The following is a 16,476-nucleotide window of genomic DNA, read 5'->3' on the forward strand; positions in this document are numbered from 1 at the left end:
TCGACGGGAACCTCATCGCTTGCCCTTGCTGACCGTGCCGTCGCCGTGTCCGACCGCGATCCGGTCGCCTGGCTGGAAGATGCCGGGACCGAACTTGTCGTCCAGCGCCTTGGCGCCGTCAGCAGTCATCGTGCACGGGGCGTCACTACTGTGCGCGGAGGTACCCGAGATGGTGACGTCGCCACTCTTCTCGGGGCAGGACATGAACTTGACCTTCTTGGCCGGGTCGTGGTCGAGAGTGACGGTGACGTCCCCGCTGGCCAGGTCGTCGGTGACGTCGGAGACCTCGACCTGTTGCCCGGTCGGCTTCTCGCCATCGTCGGTGTCCTCGTCCTGCTCGAACACGACGTCGTCCTGACAGGCCACCGTGCCCTTCATGGAGCCGTCCGAGCCAAGGTGCGCATCGCCCTTGGCTCCCGTGCACAGGGTCTCGCCGGGATCGAGCGTGGCGGCGTCACCGCTCTTCTGCTTCTGCTTGACGCCGGCCTCGTCCTCGGTGAGCTGGGCCCGCCCGGTCAGGGTCACATCGCCCTTGCCGTCCTGCACGGTCTCGTCGTCGTTCGCGGAGACGCTCGCTTGAGCGGTCGCCTGCGGTTGCAGGAAGTCCCGTGGTGCGGTGAGACCCCCGACCGCCATTGTCACGACGGCGGCGGACAGTCCCAACGCGTACTTCCGTGCGCCCATGGCAGTGTTCCTCCGTTCGAGCGCTGTCACACAAACAGACACAATGGACACTGGCAATCGCGCACTCCGGGGGCAAGCCGAACCCACGATGCGGTGCGAAGCCACCTGGGCAAACACGGTGGCGATCCATCCGCGTGGGTTACGTTGCCCCGAACACGACGAGCTCGGAACCGAAGTCCCCACATGGGTGAGACCTGGGTACCGGTCTGGCGTCGTGACCGCGCCCGTAGCACTCTCGACGATGGCAACCCACGTGTTGGGAGCGCGTGACGACGCCGATCGCGCCCCTACACCCGGTGGAGTACTGCGATGTCGACCACGGTGAATCCGAATCCGACGAGCCGCACCAGGCGATTTCTGTGCGGGCTGACAGTGGCGGTTGCGGCGACGGGAACTGGAGTCCTACCGACCACAGCGGGCGCCGTCACCGGCGGTGGCCCGGTGATTTCCTGGGGCTACGACAACAAGGGCCAGGCCACGGTGCCGACAGACCTCGGCCCGGTCGTTGCGGTGTCCGGCGGCGAGTCGCACAGCCTGGCGCTGACGAGTGCCGGCAAAGTGATCGCCTGGGGCGGCAACGACCAGGGTCAGGCCACGGTGCCCAAGGAAGCCACCAGCGACATCACCGCGATCTCCGCGGGCGGCCGCCACAGCCTCGCCCTCACCAAGAACGGCAAGGTCATCGCCTGGGGCGACAACAGCTTCGGCCAGACGAACGTGCCGCCCGAGGCCGCCGCGGACATCACGGCGATCTCCTCGGGCGGATTCCACAGCCTGGCCCTCACCAAACAGGGCAAGGTCATCGGCTGGGGATACGACACCAGCGGGCAGGCCACGGTGCCCAAGGAAGCCACCAGCGACATCACCGCGATCTCCGCGGGCGGCCGGCACAGCCTCGCCCTCACCAAGGACGGCAAGGTCATCGCCTGGGGCGACAACAGGTTCGGCCAGACCACGCTGCCCGACCGCCTGCCAGCCGTCGTCGCGGCGATCGCCGCAGGAGGGTTCCACAGTCTCGCGCTGTCCAAGGACGGCGTCGCCGTCGCATGGGGCAGCGGGAAGAACGAGTGGTCGGTACCGATGTTCGGTTCGCTCAAGCTGACGGCTGTCGCGGCTGGCTGGCTGCACTCCGCCGCGCTGGGGGCTGATGGCCGGGCATACGTCTGGGATGACAACACGTTCGGCCAGCGGGCGGTGCCCGACCAGGCGACGTCCGGCGTGACCGCGATCTCTGCGGGGTCCTTCCACACCCTGACGGTGAAGGGCTCGTAGGCCCTTGGCACGCAATCATCACGCGTCTTGACCTCGGCTGCCCAGCAGGCGGTCCAACGGACGCGGCAGCCACCAGTTCCGGTCACCGAGCAGCCGCATCAGCGTGGGTACCAACAGCATCCTGATCACCGTGGCGTCCACCGCGACTGCCACCGCCAGCGCGAAACCGATCTGCCTGGCCTCGGGTATCCGGTTCGCCAGCAGTCCGGAGAAGATCACGATCATGATGGCGGCCGCAGTCGTGATCGACCGCGCCGTGCGCTGGAGCCCCAGAGCCACCGCGGACGAGTTGTCGCCGGACAGCTGGTACTCCTCATGAATACGGCGGACCAGGAACACCTCGTAGTCCATGGACAGCCCGAACAACATCGTGAACACCACCACCGGCAGGTAGACCTGGACGCTCCCAATGCGGCGCGCTCCCGCCAGAGACGCGCCGAACCCGTGCTGGAACACCAGTGCCGTCAGGCCGAGCGTCGCGGAGATGGCCAGCAGGTTCATCACGATCGCCTTGACCGGCAACACCAGACTGCGGAACACCACCACCAGGTAGCCCAGCGACAGGAGCAGCACCAGGCCGATCACCCACGGCAGCCACCCGGTCACCATGGCGGTGACGTCGTCGAGCAACGCGCTGAACCCGCCGACAACGACCTCGTGACGGGCCTGCCGCACCGGGCGGCTCAGGTCCCCGCGGAGTCGGCGGGTCAGGTCCGCGGCCTGCGCTGAGTCCGGTGCGGCCCTTGGCACCACCGCCAGCATGCTCAGGTCACGCCGGTTGTCGAAGGCGAGGACGGCCGCCACGTCCGGCCGCTGACGCAGGTCGGCGGCCAGGGTCGCGACCTCGGCGGGCTCTCCGGCGCTGATGCGGGGCACCACCACGCTGATCATCCCCATGACACCGCCGGCACCATCGGCGTCCACGATCGCCAGCGCCGCGCCAGAAGGCGTGTCGGCCAGCCCCTGTCTGCCGAGGTCCACTCCCAGACGCAGCCCGGACACGGGCAGAGAAGCCAGCAACAGCACGGCGATCCCGGCGACCGCGTACGGCCACGGACGCCGCATGAGTCGCCTTGCCCACCGCGCCCACCCGCCGCGTTCGGCGGCGTCCGGGTGGGACGGCGCGAACCACGGCAGCCGCCCCCACTCCACCCAGCGGGCCCAGCGCACCAGGATGGCGGGCAACAGGGTCAGCGCCGCGAGCAGGACGACGGCCGTCACCAGGGTCGCGCCCAGCGCAAGTTCCCGACACAGCGGCGAGGGCAACAGCACCATGCTGGCCGCCGCGACGCTGACCACGATGCCCGACAACACCACCGCACGACCACTGGTGGCCGTCGCGCGGCCGACCGCGGCCTCCGGTGGTATCCCGGTCGACAACTCCTCGCGGAACCGGTTCACCACGAACAGGGCGTAGTCGATGCCGATGCCCAGGCCCACCACGGTGACCACGGCGGCGGTGAACGTGTCGAACCGCAGACCGGGCAGGGCCAGCGTCGCAGCGCCAACCAACCCGAAGGTGGTGACGATGGCGGCGCCTGCGGTGAGCAACGGCAGGACCGCCGCGCCAACCGTACCCAGCCCCACCAACAACACCAGCGCCGCCAGCGGAATCGTGACCAGCTCGCCAACCCGCAGGTCGTCCAGCTCCGTCCGGCGCATGTCCTCGTTGACCGTGGACAGCCCGATCAGGTGAGCCTGAACCCGGGCGTCGCTGGCCGCGCGCGCCACGTCCGTCACGGCATCGCGCTGGGCCCGAATGCGGTCCTGACGTTCGGCGCTGTCCCCGTCAAGGGCCACCAGCACGTAGGCGTTGTGCGGATCGTGGTACAGCGTGTACAGCGGAGCGAGCACGTCGTTGTCGGACGCTGCTCGGTCGGATCCCGCAGGCGGCAACGTGAACGCCGCCCGCACACCGGGTTGGCGGCGCAGCGCGGCGGTGGCGTGACCGACGGCGTCCTGGAAGTCCGGGCTCGTCGAGGTGAGAGTGGTCGAGCGGAACGCCACCACGAGCTGTTCGCGGCCCAGCAACGGAAACCCCTTGGCCACCAGCTCGGCCGCCCGACTCGACTCCGAACCGTCGATCTCGATGGCCGGCGCGGCCAGGGCGTGCGTGAAGTGCGGGAGCAACCCGAACGAGGCCGCGACCACCAGCAGCCAGACACCGGCGACGAGGTCGCGCCGGCGCGCCGCCCACCAGCCCAGCCGTTCCACCGCGCCACCGGAGATCGGCCCGCTGGTGGCGGCCGGCCTGACTGGGGTCACGGCGCGGTCGATCACCGGCCGGACGTTCCCAGCAACCACTGCGGCGGGCAAGGCAGATCCCCGATCGTGTCGCAAACCGAAGCAGGAATCGCAACATTGCATAAATAGCCTGATTGCCTCAGAAACGGTAACCATTTGATGGTCTGAAACGATGAATCCGTTAGGCCATTCAGCACCGTGTGGACGGTAATGCGGCGGCGAGGATCCGCCGAGTCCCGCGAGTGTCTCCTATCTCTGCCGCCGCGCGGGCGAATGTCCGTCAGCGCCGAAAGGACCTGGTCGATGCGTCCCAGAACACCTCACCTGCTGGTCGTCGCGACACTCGCGCTCGGCACGATCACCCTCGCCTCCTCCGCAGGGTCAGGGCACGCGGCGGGCGGCCCCGCCGTGATCGACCTATCGGTCAGCGCGAACGAACCCACCGTCAAACCCGGGCAGGACACCGGAACCCAGACCTTCACCGTCACCAACCAGTCCTCTTCGGATGGAATTAGCAACGTCGTCTTCCGTTACACCACACCGATCTTCGTCAACATCGCCGCCCCGCTCCCCGGCGGACCAGGCATCCTCGGCTGCGCCAAGCGCTACACCAACCCCGACCGCTTCGTGCCCGAAGTCCTCGAATGCACCCTCGCCGCGATCAACGCCGGCGCCTCGACCACCATCACCGTCGCGCTCAACGCACCCACTGGCACACCGCCCACGCCGAAGGTCTCCTCCTGGGGCACCGCGTCGGCTCTGCCGGTCCCCGGCGGGGACACCGTGACCGACCCCGCCGATGCCATCATCACCCCGGGAGTCAACATCGACGGCGCCCCGCCGAGCCCAGAGCAGCGCACCTCGCCCGACCTGTACCTGCGCCCGCCCACCGGCGCGGTCTACACGGACGGAACCGACGGGACCCTGACGTTCAGCATCGGCAACGACAAGGCCGCCGGACCCGCCACCCAGCCGCTGCGCCTGGTGTTCAGCCTGCCCCCGTATGTGAAGTTCCACCACGTGGACCCAGTTCAGGGCCTCTACACCCGCTGCACGGGCCTGTTCGACGACCCCGCCGATCCTGCGGTCGCTCAGATCTGGGACTGCGCTGTCGCGCCACCGGTCGGACTCCCGCCGGGCACGGAGGTGTCCACGACGGTCGACATCACCGCACGCCCTGGCGGCCCGTCGGGCAACGTCTGGAGCAGCGCCGTGGCCACGACGACCGGCTCGGACCACAACCAGAACCTCGCCACCGGGATCTTCGCACCCGGGGTCCAGATCATCAGGTGACCGCAATCCCTTCGCACCACAGGAGGAAAGGTAGGGACAACGATGTCCGACACACCAGACCCGCACACCCTGTCACGTCGCACCTTCGTCAGATCAGCGGGAACCGCCGCAGTCGTGGCCGGGCTCGCCCCGACCCTGGTCGGTCGCGCCGCCGCCGCGCCCGTAGCGCTCAACGCCGTCAACCTGTTCATGGAGACCACCTCGCCCGAGATCTCCACGGGCGGCACCGCGACGCTGACACTGCACGTCGGCAACGCGCCCGGCGCCAACACCACCCTCAGTCCTGCCACCGTGTTCATCACGACGCCCTACTTCTACAACCTCGGCAACCTCTCCTCCGTGACCGGGTCTCCCCTGCCGGTCAGCGCGAGCGTGCTCTACAGCAACCCGGCGCCCAACGTGCCCGAGGTCGCCCAGATCACCATCCCCGCCGGCCTGGCTCCAGGAACCCTGGAAACCCTCACCATCCCGCTGGTGCAGTTGCCCAACGCACCCGCCCTGCCAGCCGACGGCCGGGCCACCGTGCACGCAGGCCCGCTGGACACCGACACTGACGTCACCCGCAACTCCCGGGGCTTCCAACCCGTCCTGGATTCCTCGGCCGTTCCTCCGCCGGGAAACCCCGATCTCTACTTCACCTACACCCCAGCGGTGTTCACCAACGCAGCGAGCCCGGCCTCGCTGCACGTCACCGTGTTCAACAACTCCGGACTGCCCCTGGTCGGACTCGGCGCGTTCACCTACGTGACCCCGATCTTCACCAACCTCGGGCCGGTGCAGCCCCTGGGAACCACCGTGCTCTACAGCAACACCGACCCGTTCGCGCCCTCGATCATCCAGGTGTCCACTATCGACCTGGCGCTGTTGCCCTACAGCTTCGCCATTCAGCTTCTGCTGACCCACGGCGCGCCGCGGGGAACGTATGGCACCAACGGGATCGTCTACCCGGCCCGTCCCGCTCCGTCCTTCGACGCCTCCCCCGCCACCCAGTCCATGAGCATCGTCCAACTCGTCCCGCCGTCCTGAACCCAGGCCACCCGAACCGCCGGAGTCCCACCTTCGAGTCAACTGTCGCGCCGAGACCACCGCCAGGCCCGACACTGCTTGTATGGCTATCACCCGACGTGTCTTTGTCAGCGGTGCGATGGCGGCGCCTCTGGCCGCACAACTCGGCGGTCCAGCGGCCACGGCCGCGGTCCAGCAGCTCGGTGACCAGACGCTCACGGTGCTGGGCGGGCTGGCCGAACTGCGACTGACCGACCTCGCCCTCAAGCAGCTCGCCACGCAGGGCATCACGGTGCAGGCGGTGGCGCCGGCCACCGCGATCGTGGGCAGCGACGGCAGCACCGTCGAAGGCGTGCAGCTCACTCCGGAGTACGTCACCGGCACGGTCTCGGCCACCGGCCAGCCGAGCAAGGGCAACGGGCGGGCGCAGGGCGGCGTGGTGCTGTCCAACAGCCGAGCCCGCATGGAGATCACCGAGATCAGGGGCTCGGTGCCCGACGGCGTGGTCCTCGCGTTCCTGAAGGTGAACGACCAGTGGCTGGGCGAACTGCCGCTGTACGTCACGGATCCGAGCAAGGTTCAGATCAGCCTCACCACGGGCGCCCCGGGCCAGCCCGTCGCCGTGCGGGGCAGCGGCATCCCGGTCACGCCCACCCAGCAGGGCGTGGACGCCTTCACCAAGGCGTTCGGCACCGCCCTGTTCACCATGAAGGACACGGTGTTCACCGCGTCCGGCCAGGGCACCGCCTGGCCGCTGCCCGCCCCGCCCACGCACTGACCTACCGACCTGCCGCGGTCCCGAGCACCGCTTCCCTGGGATGGACCCTGGTGGTCGCGATGGCGACCGCCTGGAGGCGGCTGGCGCGCAGGAACGGATAGGCGGCCTCACCGTGGGTGCCTCCGCTGTGCCCGGTGCCGCCGAGGCCTGGCAGGTGGGGCGCGTGGCCCATGTGTGTGTCGTTGACCTTCAGCAACCCACCGTTGGACACGGCGTTGGTGAACCGCTCGATGACCATCGGGTCCTCGGCCCACAGCGAGTTGCGCAGGCCGTAGACGTTGCGGTTGAGGAAGTCGATACCGCGGTCAAGCAGGTCGGGTCCGTCTTCCGGAACCACCACCGGCAGCAGGGGAAAGAAGGTCTCCGCGCGCACGGCGGCGATGGTGTCGGCCAGTTCGAAACCATCGACGCGGATCACGGTCGGTTCGATGAACAGCCCGTGCGGATCGGGTTCGCCGGCGAGGTCCACCTGTCGCCCGCCGCAGATCATCGTGGCCCCGGCGTCGAGCGCCTCGGTCAGGCAACGGTGGAACGCGGTGGCGCGCAGGACGGGACTGAGCACGGTGTCGGAGAGTTCCGGGTCGCCGGGACGCAGCTCGGATGCCGCTGCCCTGAGTCGGTCGAGCAGCTCGTCGGCGACAGCGGGGTGCACGATGGCGTACTTGGGGCTGAAGCAGGTCTGTCCAGAGGCATAGAACGCCTCGATCAGCGCAGCGGCGGCGTAGTCGAGGTCCGCGTCCCGCCACACGAGCACGCCGTCGTTGCCGGACAGCTCCAGGATCGCCTTCTTGCCGCGCTCAACGCACCTGCGCTCCAACGCGAGCCCGTGCTCGCTGGAGCCGAAGTAGTAGATGGTGTTGACCAGCGGGCTGTCCAGCCACTGCTGCATGGTGACCTCGTAGTCCGCGCAGAGCACGTTGAACGCCCCGGCCGGGACGTCTCGCGACTCCAGCACCGGAATGATCACGTTGTGCAGGGCGTAGCTCAGCGAGGTGGCGCAGCTACGCGGCACGCGTACCACCACGGCGTTGCCCGCCAGCAGCACCAGCGACGCGATCAGCCCGAACAACGGCGCGTTCGCCGGTGGGTCGACGCACACCACGCCGTCGGGCTGCCGTTGCAGGACGATGGTGTGCCGGGCGGTGGCGATCTCCTGTCGCAGCAGGGATCGCGCCTGATCGAGGCTCTCCGCACGGACGAGATCGAGGATCACCTCGAACTGGGCTTCGACCAATCGCCCTGGGCAGCCCTCCATGCGCAGGATCCGGGCCAGCTCCGCCCGATGGGCCCGAAAACCCTCGTACAGGTCCTGGATGCAGCTCAGCCGCTCCTCCAGTGGCACCGCGCGCAGCCGCGGCACGGCGCCGGCCGCCGCGCGCAGGGCGGCCTGCCCCAGCTCCGGCGTGGCCAGCGCGACCGAACACAACACGTGCGGGTGCGCGTGCAGTTCCTCCTCGCTGCCCTCGCGCAGCAGGCGGAACAACGTGGCCGTCTCTGGACCGGACGGGTCCAGCACCGCGCGAACACTCATGCCGTAGGCACGTTCCTCGGTGTCGACGCGGTCGCCCCCGATGTAGAGAGGGAAGTGTCGAACGGCGGTCTGCGGGCGCGTCACGTGGTCCGTCCTGTCGTCGGTGTCTCCGGCTGGCGTGGTCACGCTCACTGGTTGTCCTCGCTCTTGAAGTAGGTGACCAGTGACCTGGCCAGGTCGTCGATGCCGCTGCTGGCGACCACCCGCATGAGCGGGATCTCCCGGCCGAAGCGGCGCCTCATCTTGGTGATCAGCTCGGCTCCCATCAGCGAGTCCACGCCGAGGTGATCGAGCGGGCCGTTGCGGTCAATGCGCTCGGGGTCGATGCCGAGCACGTCGGCCAGCGTGTTCGCGATGGTGTCGGCGGTCAGCGCGATCGCCTCCTCCACCGTCGCCTCTCGCAACCGGTCGATCAGGTCGTCGTACTCGTCGTCGTCGCTGTGCTGGCCGCCGACAAGGTCGCCCAGCCGAGGCGTGGTCAGGTGCGAATAGAGCCTGCGCACGAACTCCCCGTCGTGGCTCCACACCACAGCGACCTCCGGCGCCGTCTCCGCGGAGCCGACCAGCTCGTCCAGCGCCCTGCGGATCTGGTGCAACGGCATCAGCCCGAGGCCCGCTCTGGCCACCGTTCGGGCGGTGGCCTCGTTGCGGGCCACGTAGCCGACCTCCCCCAGCGCGCCCCAGGCGATCGCCTGCCCCACCAGTCCACGGGCCCTGCGGGCACGGGCCAGTGCCTCCAGGAACAGGTTCCCAGCGCAGTAGGCGGCCTGCCCCGCGTTGCCGACCACGGCCGCCGCCGAGGAGAACATCAGGAACAGGTCCAGGTCGTGTCCCTCGGTCACTCGGTCCAGCACCAGCGCGCCCGCCATCTTCGGCGCCAGGACGGCCTGGAACCGCTCGGCGGTCAGGTCGGTGACCAACGCGTCGTCAAGCACCATCGCCGCGTGCACCACACCGCGCAACCGTGCTCCTCCCCCGTCGACGGCGGCGACCAGTTCCCGCATCGCGGGTTCGTCGGTGACGTCGGCGGCGTGGACGGACACGTCGACACCGCGCGCCGCCAGCTCGGTGACCAGGTCGCCGGCCTCGGGCACGGCCATACCGCGCCGGTTGACCAGCACGAGGTGCCGCGCCCCTCGGTCAACCAGCCAGCGGGCCGTTTCCGCTCCGAAGCCGCCCGCGCCGCCGGTGACGAGGTAGCTGCCCGTGGGGTCGAGGGCGATCGGGGCAGGGGCGGGCTGCTCGACCCTCGGGCGCTGGTCGAGGGCGACGACCAGCTTGCCGATGTGCCGGGAGTGCTGGATCGACCGCAGCGCCTCGCCCAGCCGGGCCGCGGGGAAGACCCGGTACGGGACGGGCCGGTAGGTATGTGCCTCGGCCTGGGCCACGAACTGGTCGTAGGCCGCGCCGATCTCCTCGATGCGGTGCCTGCCCAGTTGGTCGATGTCGACGGCGAAGTAGCTGATGTTGTTGCGGAACAGCCGCAGCGAGACGTTGCGGTCGCCGTACAGGTCGCGCTTGCCCAGTTCCACGAACCGGCCGCCCAGCCGCAGCAGGTCGAGGCTGCGCGCGATGAACTCCCCGCCAAGCGAGTTGAGCACCACGTCCACGCCCCGGCCGCCGGTGGCGGCGAGCACGTCGGCGGCGAAGCTCAGGTTGCGCGAGTCGAAGACGTGCTCGATGCCAAGCAGCCGCAGGAAGTCCCGCTTCTCGTCGGTTCCCGCAGTGGCGATCACCGTGGCGCCCAGGGCTCGGGCGACCTGGATCGCGGCCAGCCCGACACCGCCAGCCGCGCCGTGCACCAGCACGACCTCACCCCCGGTCAGCCTGGCCAGATGCCGGAGCCCGTACTCGGCGGTGAGGAACGCCACCGGCGCTCCGGCCGCCGCGACCAGGTCGAACCCTGCGGGCAGATGCGCGGCCAGATGCTGCTCGACGACCACGTGCGAGGCGAACCCGCCTGCGCAGAACCCCACCACCTGGTCACCGGGCCTGAACCGCGTCACGCCGGGGCCGACCGCGCTGACCACACCGGACACTTCGAAGCCGACGTGGGTGCCGGCCATTCCGTGCTCCCCCACCCAGTCCGGCAGCATGCCCACCGCGATCAGCGCGTCGCGGTAGTTCAGACCGGTCGCGCGCGCTTCGACGAGCACTTGTCCGGCACCGGGTTCGGGCAGTTCGGTGGCCACCCAGGACAGCCGGTACGCGGGCCCTGTGTCGCGAACGACCATCTGGTAGGCCGTGGACGTGTCGCGCGCCGGGATCGCCGGCAGGTCGGCCAGCCGGGGAACGAATCTGCCCGCTGCGGTGAACACCACCTCGTCGTCCTCGGTGGGGTCCAGCACCTCTCGCACGAGGTGGTCGAGTGGCGCGCCGCGTTCCAGCGAGATCCGGTGCACGGCCAGCGTGTTGCACTCGGCGGCGATGGTGCGCGTCGCGCCCCACAGCGCGGCGTCGACCGGGTTGGTGGCCCGTTCCGGTGCCGGGTTGACGCCGGCTGGCCGGCCGACCAGCCAGAGCCGGGCCGTCGCCCCCGCTGACAGGTCGCCCGAGCTGGTCGCGAGGGCGCGCACCAGCGCGAACCGCCTGGTGGTGGACGCCAGGGCCGCCTCGGGGGTCGGTTCCGTCTCGGCGAGCAGCAGCACCACATCGGTCGACGGCCCGTGCAGCCAGTCGCCGATGTCGCTGTCCCCGGTCGCCCCGATCGCGGTCGCGCCCTGCTTGGCGAGTCTCGCGGTGAGCGCGTCGGCCAGTTCGGCCTCGGTGTCGTCCTCGGCGACGACAACCACCCGTGTGCCCGACGCGGTCGGCAGCACCTCCGGCAGTGGCGTGGTCCTTGGCGCTCTGGTCCCTGTTGTCAGCGAACACGGACCCGACTCAGCCAGGGTCCGCGCCCCGGTGAAGTCGTTGGCGCGCAGCAGGTCTCGCCATGCCGGCGCGGACAGCAGCGGCGAGTGGCGGCGCAGGTCGAGGTCCGTCATCGACCAGAACCCCGGTGCCAGGCCGAACGGCAGGGCCAGCATGCGCGGGTCGTGTGACTCGACGAACAGCAGGCGACCGTGGTCGGCCAGCAGGTCCGACACCGAGCGCAGCGCCGCCCGCACGTCCTTGGCCGCGTGCAGCGCGTTTCCCGCCACCACCAGGTCGAACGCGCCCGGCTCTGCCTCGGGTTGGTCGAGGTCGAGGGTTCGGTACTCGACGAAGTCGTAGGGCGCGAACCGGGCGGCGGCCGGGGCCAGGAACACCGCCGAGACGTCGGTGAACACGTAGTGCGTGCGGTCCGGCGGCAGCACCGGCAGCAGCGCGGCGGTCAGCCCTCCGGTGCCGCCGCCGATCTCCAGCACCCGCAGCGGCCGGTCCTCGGGCCACTGTGCGGCCAGCGCGCGAACCGCCTCGGCCGCGCCCCGGTTCAGCGAGGCCAGAACCGGCAGCAGGTCGTAGTAGTGGGCGAGGGTGTCGCTGCCGTGGGTGGGCAACAGGATGTCGAGCACGTCGCGTTCGCCGCGCAACAGGTCGGCCAGGTGCAGGCCGCACCGCCCGGCCAGCACGAGATCCGTGACGTACTCGGGGAACTCGGCGACGAAATCGTCGAACACGGGCTCGGCGACCGGGTTGAGCCGCCACCGGGACCGACCCTGAAACTCTCCGAGCCAGGTGAGTGCACCATGGTCGACAGCGACGGAGATCAGCAGGTCCACCAGGCGCGCGTAGTCGGGTTTGACGCCCGACGCGAACAGGTCCTCGGTGAAGAAGACCTCCGCGCCGTCGAGCAGCGCGCGGATGGCACGCGCGACGAACGCCGCCGTGTGGGCGAGCTTTCTCTGCCTGATGTCGCCGTACCTGCGGTCAGGTGCCACCGAGCTCTCCGGCAGCAGGTAGTCCACCTCGGCGACCGGCGCGGGGCCGCGTGGCACCGCGCGCAGCACCGTGTGCTGTCGTCGGATCGAGTGCCTGGCGGGCAGAGTGATCCGCAGGAACCGGAAGTCCAGCAGTTCCAGCAGGACCGCGCCCGACTCGTCGGTCATCGTGATGTCGGCGGTGGCCGACGTGGCGGAAACGGCTCGGCAGCGGAAGTGCACGACTCCGGTCGCCGTCGGCGTGCCCCACAACCGCGCTGTGCCGACCACGACGGGCAGATAGGCGGCGTCGCTGGTGACGATGCCGTGCAGCATCCGGCCGAGCTGCACCGCGGCCTGTGGCGCGGCGTCGGTCCAGGCCGGGTGCGCGCCGAACGCGGACAGGTCCAAGTGTGAGCAGTCGTAGTCGGCGAGCACCTCCCTGTCCTCCACCGACAACTGGGAGATCACCTGGAAATCAGGGCCGTAGTCGAGACCGAGCCGCTTGGCGTCGACGTAGTGCGCGGTGCCGTCGACGTGCTGCCCCCGCTCGGCGAATCGAGCGCGCAGCGCCGCCAGGTCCAGCGGCGGTGGCGGCGCGGCCACTCGGCTGCGCACCCTGCCCCTGGCATGGGTCTGCCACTGTTGGTTGTCGCCGTTGCGGGTGGCGACGCGGAACACACCGTCCTCTTCGGACAGTGAGACCTGCATGAGCGGCAGGACCGATTCGTCCTCGGGGGCGGCCATCGGCTTGGTGATGTGTAGCTCGCACACCTCGACCGGCCCGTCCAAGGCGAGTTCTCCCGCGGCCCAGCCCATTTCCAGATACCCGGCAGCCGGCATGATCGCCGTGCCACCCGCTTTGTGTCCGCTCAGCCACGGCAGCCGAGCGGGGTCCACCGTGGACTGCCAGGTCGGGTCGGACACTCTGGCCCGGTCGCCGAGCAACACGTGGTCCGGCGCTGCCGACACTCCGCTCCAGATGTACTTGCTGCCGGCGAAGAACCTCTCGCGCTGCCAGGGGTATCGGGGCAGCGACACCACCTGGCCCGGCTGCGGGAAGTAGCGCTCGGCGCGGCTGTCGACCCCGGCCGCCAGCGCGGACTCCACCACCGTGCGCAGGGCACGCGGTCCGGGATCGGTCATGGTCAGCGTGGGCAGCACGGCGAGCACGCCGTCCCCGGCCGCGCGCTTGAGGTAGGTCTGGAGGACCGGGCGCGGGCCGATCTCGATGATCGTGTCGAACCCGGCGGCCACCAGGTGGTCGGTCGCTTCGGCGAACCGGACGGGCTCGCGGATGTTGCGCCACCAGTACTCCGCGTCCATCCGTTCCCCGAGCAGTGGCCCGCCGGTGACCGTGGACATGAACTCGATCTCGGTCGGTTTCGGCGTGAGATCAGCCAGAGCGGCCAGCACTCCGGGGCGCAACGGGTCCATGGCCGCGCTGTGGAACGGGTAGTCCAGGTCGAGCAGACGGCAGAACACCTCGCGCTCGCTGAGCCGGTCGGCCAGGTCGCGCAGATCGTCGCGGGGGCCGGCGACCGTGACGTCGGTGGCGCTGTTGATCCCGGCGATCTCCACGCGCCCGCCGTACCGAACGAGCTGCGCTTCGGCCTCGTCGGGTGGCAGGTTGATCGCGGCCATGGTGCCGGTGCCCGCGGTGTCGGCCTGTGCCTGGCTGCGCGCCACCACCAGCTGCACAGCCTGCCTCAGGTCATAGACCCCGCCCACGAACGCGGCCGCGATCTCACCGACGCTGTGCCCGTACACGGCCTGCGGGCGCAGGCCGTGCTCGGCCAGCACCGCCGCGATGCCGGCCTGCACCGCGAACAGGACCGGTTGGATCACCCTCGTGTCGGCAAGGCGTGGCCGGACAGCCCGTAGTTCGTCGGCGACCCGCCACCCCACCAGAGGCTCCAGTGTCGCGTCGACCTCGGCGACGGTCGTGGCGAACACCGGGTCGGCGTCGAGCAGGCCGACGGCCATCCCCGGCCAGGTCGCCCCGTGCCCGGAGAACGCGAACGCCACCGTGCCCCGCTCGGTCGCGCGCTGCGGGAGGCCCGGCTCCGCCAACCGGCGGCGCGCCTGTGCCGCTGTGTCGGCGAGCACCACGCGCCGGTACGCGTGCTGGCCCCGCCGCCGCCAGGCCGTGTAGGCGAGGTCACGGAAGTCCGCGCAGCCCGCCAACCGTTCGTCCATCCGGGACAGCGCCTCGGTCAACGCGGCCTCGGTGTGCCCCGACACGACGATCGGCACGGTCGTGCTGTCCCGCTGAGGAGTCGCTGGACTCTCGGGAGGCCCGCTGAGGACGACGTGCACGTTCGTGCCGCCGAACCCGAAGGAGCTGACGCCGACCAGGGAGCCCGCGCCGGTGGGCCGCAGGTGGTCCACCGGAGCCAGGGCCAGGCCCTCGAAGTCGATGTCCTGGCTGCGTGGGCTCGTGTTCGGGGTAGGTGGGATCTGCTGGTGCCGCAGCACCAGGATCGCCTTGCACAGGCCCGCCATGCCCGACGCCGGTTCCAGATGCCCGAGATTGCCCTTGACCGACCCGATCGGCAGCGGCCCGCCCGAGCGGCGGATGCCCAGCGCGTTCCCGATGGCCTGGCACTCGGCGGGGTCGCCGATCGGGGTTCCGGTGCCGTGCGCCTCCACGTAGACCAGCTCGTCCGGGTCCAGAGCGAAGCGTTGGTACACCTGGTGCAGCAGGCTTTCCTGGGCCTGCGCGCTGGGGAGCACCAGCCCGGCCGTGTTCCCGTCGCTGTTGGTGCCCGAGCCCTCGATCACCGCGTGCACTCGATCACCGTCGGCCACCGCGTCGGCCAGCCGCTTGAGCACCAGCACTCCCGCGCCCTCGGCCCGCACATAGCCGTCGGCGTCTGCTGAGAACGGACGGCAGTGACCGGTCGGCGACAGGAAGCCCGCCTTGGCGAACCCCACGAACGCCAGCGGATTGAGCAGGATGTTCACCCCGGCCGCGAAGGCCACCCTGCCGCCGCCGTGCCGCAGGTGCTCGCAGGCCAGGTGCACGGCGTTGAGCGCCGACGCGCACGCGGTGTCCACCTTCAGGCTCGGCCCGTGCAGGTCGAGTTGGTAGGAGAGCCGGTTCGCCGTGTTGGACAGCGCCGAACCGGAGTTCGTGTAGGGGCCGATGGTCTCGGGCGTCACCATCTGCTGCCCGGCGTAGTCCATTACCGACGCGCCAACGAACACCGCGCTGTCGGAGCCGCGCAGGGCGCGTGGATCGATACCGGCGTCGTCCAACGCCTCGACGCCCAGTTCCAGCAGCAGCCGCTGTTGCGGGTCGATGCTCAGCGCCTCACGCGGGCTGATCCCGAAGAAGTCCGCGTCGAACCCGGCGATGTCGTCGAGGTAGCCACCGACGAACGTGTAGGACTTGCCCGGCCGCATCTGGTTGGTGTCGTGGTACCGGTCCAGGTCGAACCGGTCCGTCGGTGGAACACCCACTGCCTCTCGGCCCTCGGACAGCAGCGACCACAGGTCGTCCAGATCCGCTACGCCACCGGGAAACCGACAGGCCACACCCACGATTGCGATCTTGTCAGGCACTCTCGCCATGGTGCCGCTTCCGCGACGCTCTTCAGTCGCTACACCGAGGGTTCACCTGAATCGCCAACCCAAAGGGTGACGACTCGCTGCGCCAAGGAAAGCGCCTGCACGGCGTGGTTCCCGCTGACCGGGAAGTGCGGCGGGCTATCGCGCCGTAGCGGGGGTCGCGCCGGCTCCTGTCCCGGCACCGCTGCCGCCCTGACCCGGGCGACGGCCGGTGCCTGCCCCGCCGCCTGGACCGGATCCGGCGCCGGCGCTCCCGT

General features: G+C 70.2%; 8 protein-coding genes. 4 read left to right on the forward strand and 4 right to left on the reverse strand.

Features of this window, described 5'->3' with window-relative positions; translation table 11 throughout:
* Positions 1-12: 12 nt before the first annotated feature.
* Entirely contained in the window at positions 13-684 is a 672-nt protein-coding gene (locus tag F0L68_RS24800) for a hypothetical protein (RefSeq protein WP_149852200.1), read from the reverse strand.
* A gap of 441 nt (positions 685-1,125) precedes the next feature.
* Between F0L68_RS24800 and F0L68_RS24805 the strand changes: the two genes are divergently transcribed.
* Entirely contained in the window at positions 1,126-1,956 is an 831-nt protein-coding gene (locus F0L68_RS24805; protein ID WP_188316807.1) for an RCC1 domain-containing protein, read from the forward strand.
* A gap of 18 nt (positions 1,957-1,974) precedes the next feature.
* On the opposite strand, the gene F0L68_RS24810 is transcribed toward F0L68_RS24805, so the two are convergent.
* The gene (locus F0L68_RS24810) at positions 1,975-4,221 is read right to left on the reverse strand and encodes an MMPL family transporter (RefSeq protein ID WP_188316808.1); all 2,247 of its coding nucleotides are present in this window, start codon (positions 4,219-4,221) and stop codon (positions 1,975-1,977) included.
* A gap of 282 nt (positions 4,222-4,503) precedes the next feature.
* Here F0L68_RS24810 and F0L68_RS24815 point away from each other — a divergent pair, with 282 nt between their 5' ends.
* The 3 genes from F0L68_RS24815 to F0L68_RS24825 all read left to right on the forward strand — a co-directional run bounded on the left by F0L68_RS24815 (position 4,504) and on the right by F0L68_RS24825 (position 7,276).
* Positions 4,504-5,493: a hypothetical protein gene (locus F0L68_RS24815; protein ID WP_149852203.1), complete on the forward strand. Its 990-nt coding sequence runs from the start codon at positions 4,504-4,506 to the stop codon at positions 5,491-5,493.
* 42 nt (positions 5,494-5,535) lie between these two features.
* The gene (locus F0L68_RS24820) at positions 5,536-6,519 is read left to right on the forward strand and encodes a hypothetical protein (protein ID WP_149852204.1); all 984 of its coding nucleotides are present in this window, start codon (positions 5,536-5,538) and stop codon (positions 6,517-6,519) included.
* Positions 6,520-6,637: 118 nt separating this feature from the next.
* Positions 6,638-7,276, forward strand: coding sequence for a hypothetical protein (locus tag F0L68_RS24825; protein WP_149852205.1), 639 nt, complete (start codon positions 6,638-6,640; stop codon positions 7,274-7,276).
* A 1-nt stretch (position 7,277) separates the two neighbouring features.
* Here the strand turns inward: F0L68_RS24825 and F0L68_RS24830 are convergent, their stop codons facing one another.
* Positions 7,278-8,933 carry an aldehyde dehydrogenase family protein gene (locus F0L68_RS24830; protein ID WP_149852206.1) on the reverse strand — a complete coding sequence of 552 codons (1,656 nt, stop codon included), beginning with the start codon at positions 8,931-8,933 and terminating at the stop codon, positions 7,278-7,280.
* Between the two features lie 2 nt (positions 8,934-8,935).
* Complete coding sequence (locus F0L68_RS24835; RefSeq protein ID WP_188316809.1) at positions 8,936-16,213, reverse strand: type I polyketide synthase; 7,278 nt, start codon at positions 16,211-16,213, stop codon at positions 8,936-8,938.
* Positions 16,214-16,476: the final 263 nt, after the last annotated feature.

Origin of the sequence: Solihabitans fulvus (assembly GCF_008386585.1) — a bacterium.
Taxonomy (GTDB): Bacteria; Actinomycetota; Actinomycetes; order Mycobacteriales; family Pseudonocardiaceae; genus Solihabitans; species Solihabitans fulvus.

What these genes read in the sequence shown, in the direction of transcription:
- F0L68_RS24800 (WP_149852200.1), bottom strand. Translation starts at nt 684, where the DNA reads ATGGGCGCACGGAAGTACGCGTTGGGACTGTCCGCCGCCGTCGTGACA.
- F0L68_RS24815 (WP_149852203.1), top strand. Translation starts at nt 4,504, where the DNA reads ATGCGTCCCAGAACACCTCACCTGCTGGTCGTCGCGACACTCGCGCTC.
- F0L68_RS24820 (WP_149852204.1), top strand. Translation starts at nt 5,536, where the DNA reads ATGTCCGACACACCAGACCCGCACACCCTGTCACGTCGCACCTTCGTC.
- F0L68_RS24825 (WP_149852205.1), top strand. Translation starts at nt 6,638, where the DNA reads ATGGCGGCGCCTCTGGCCGCACAACTCGGCGGTCCAGCGGCCACGGCC.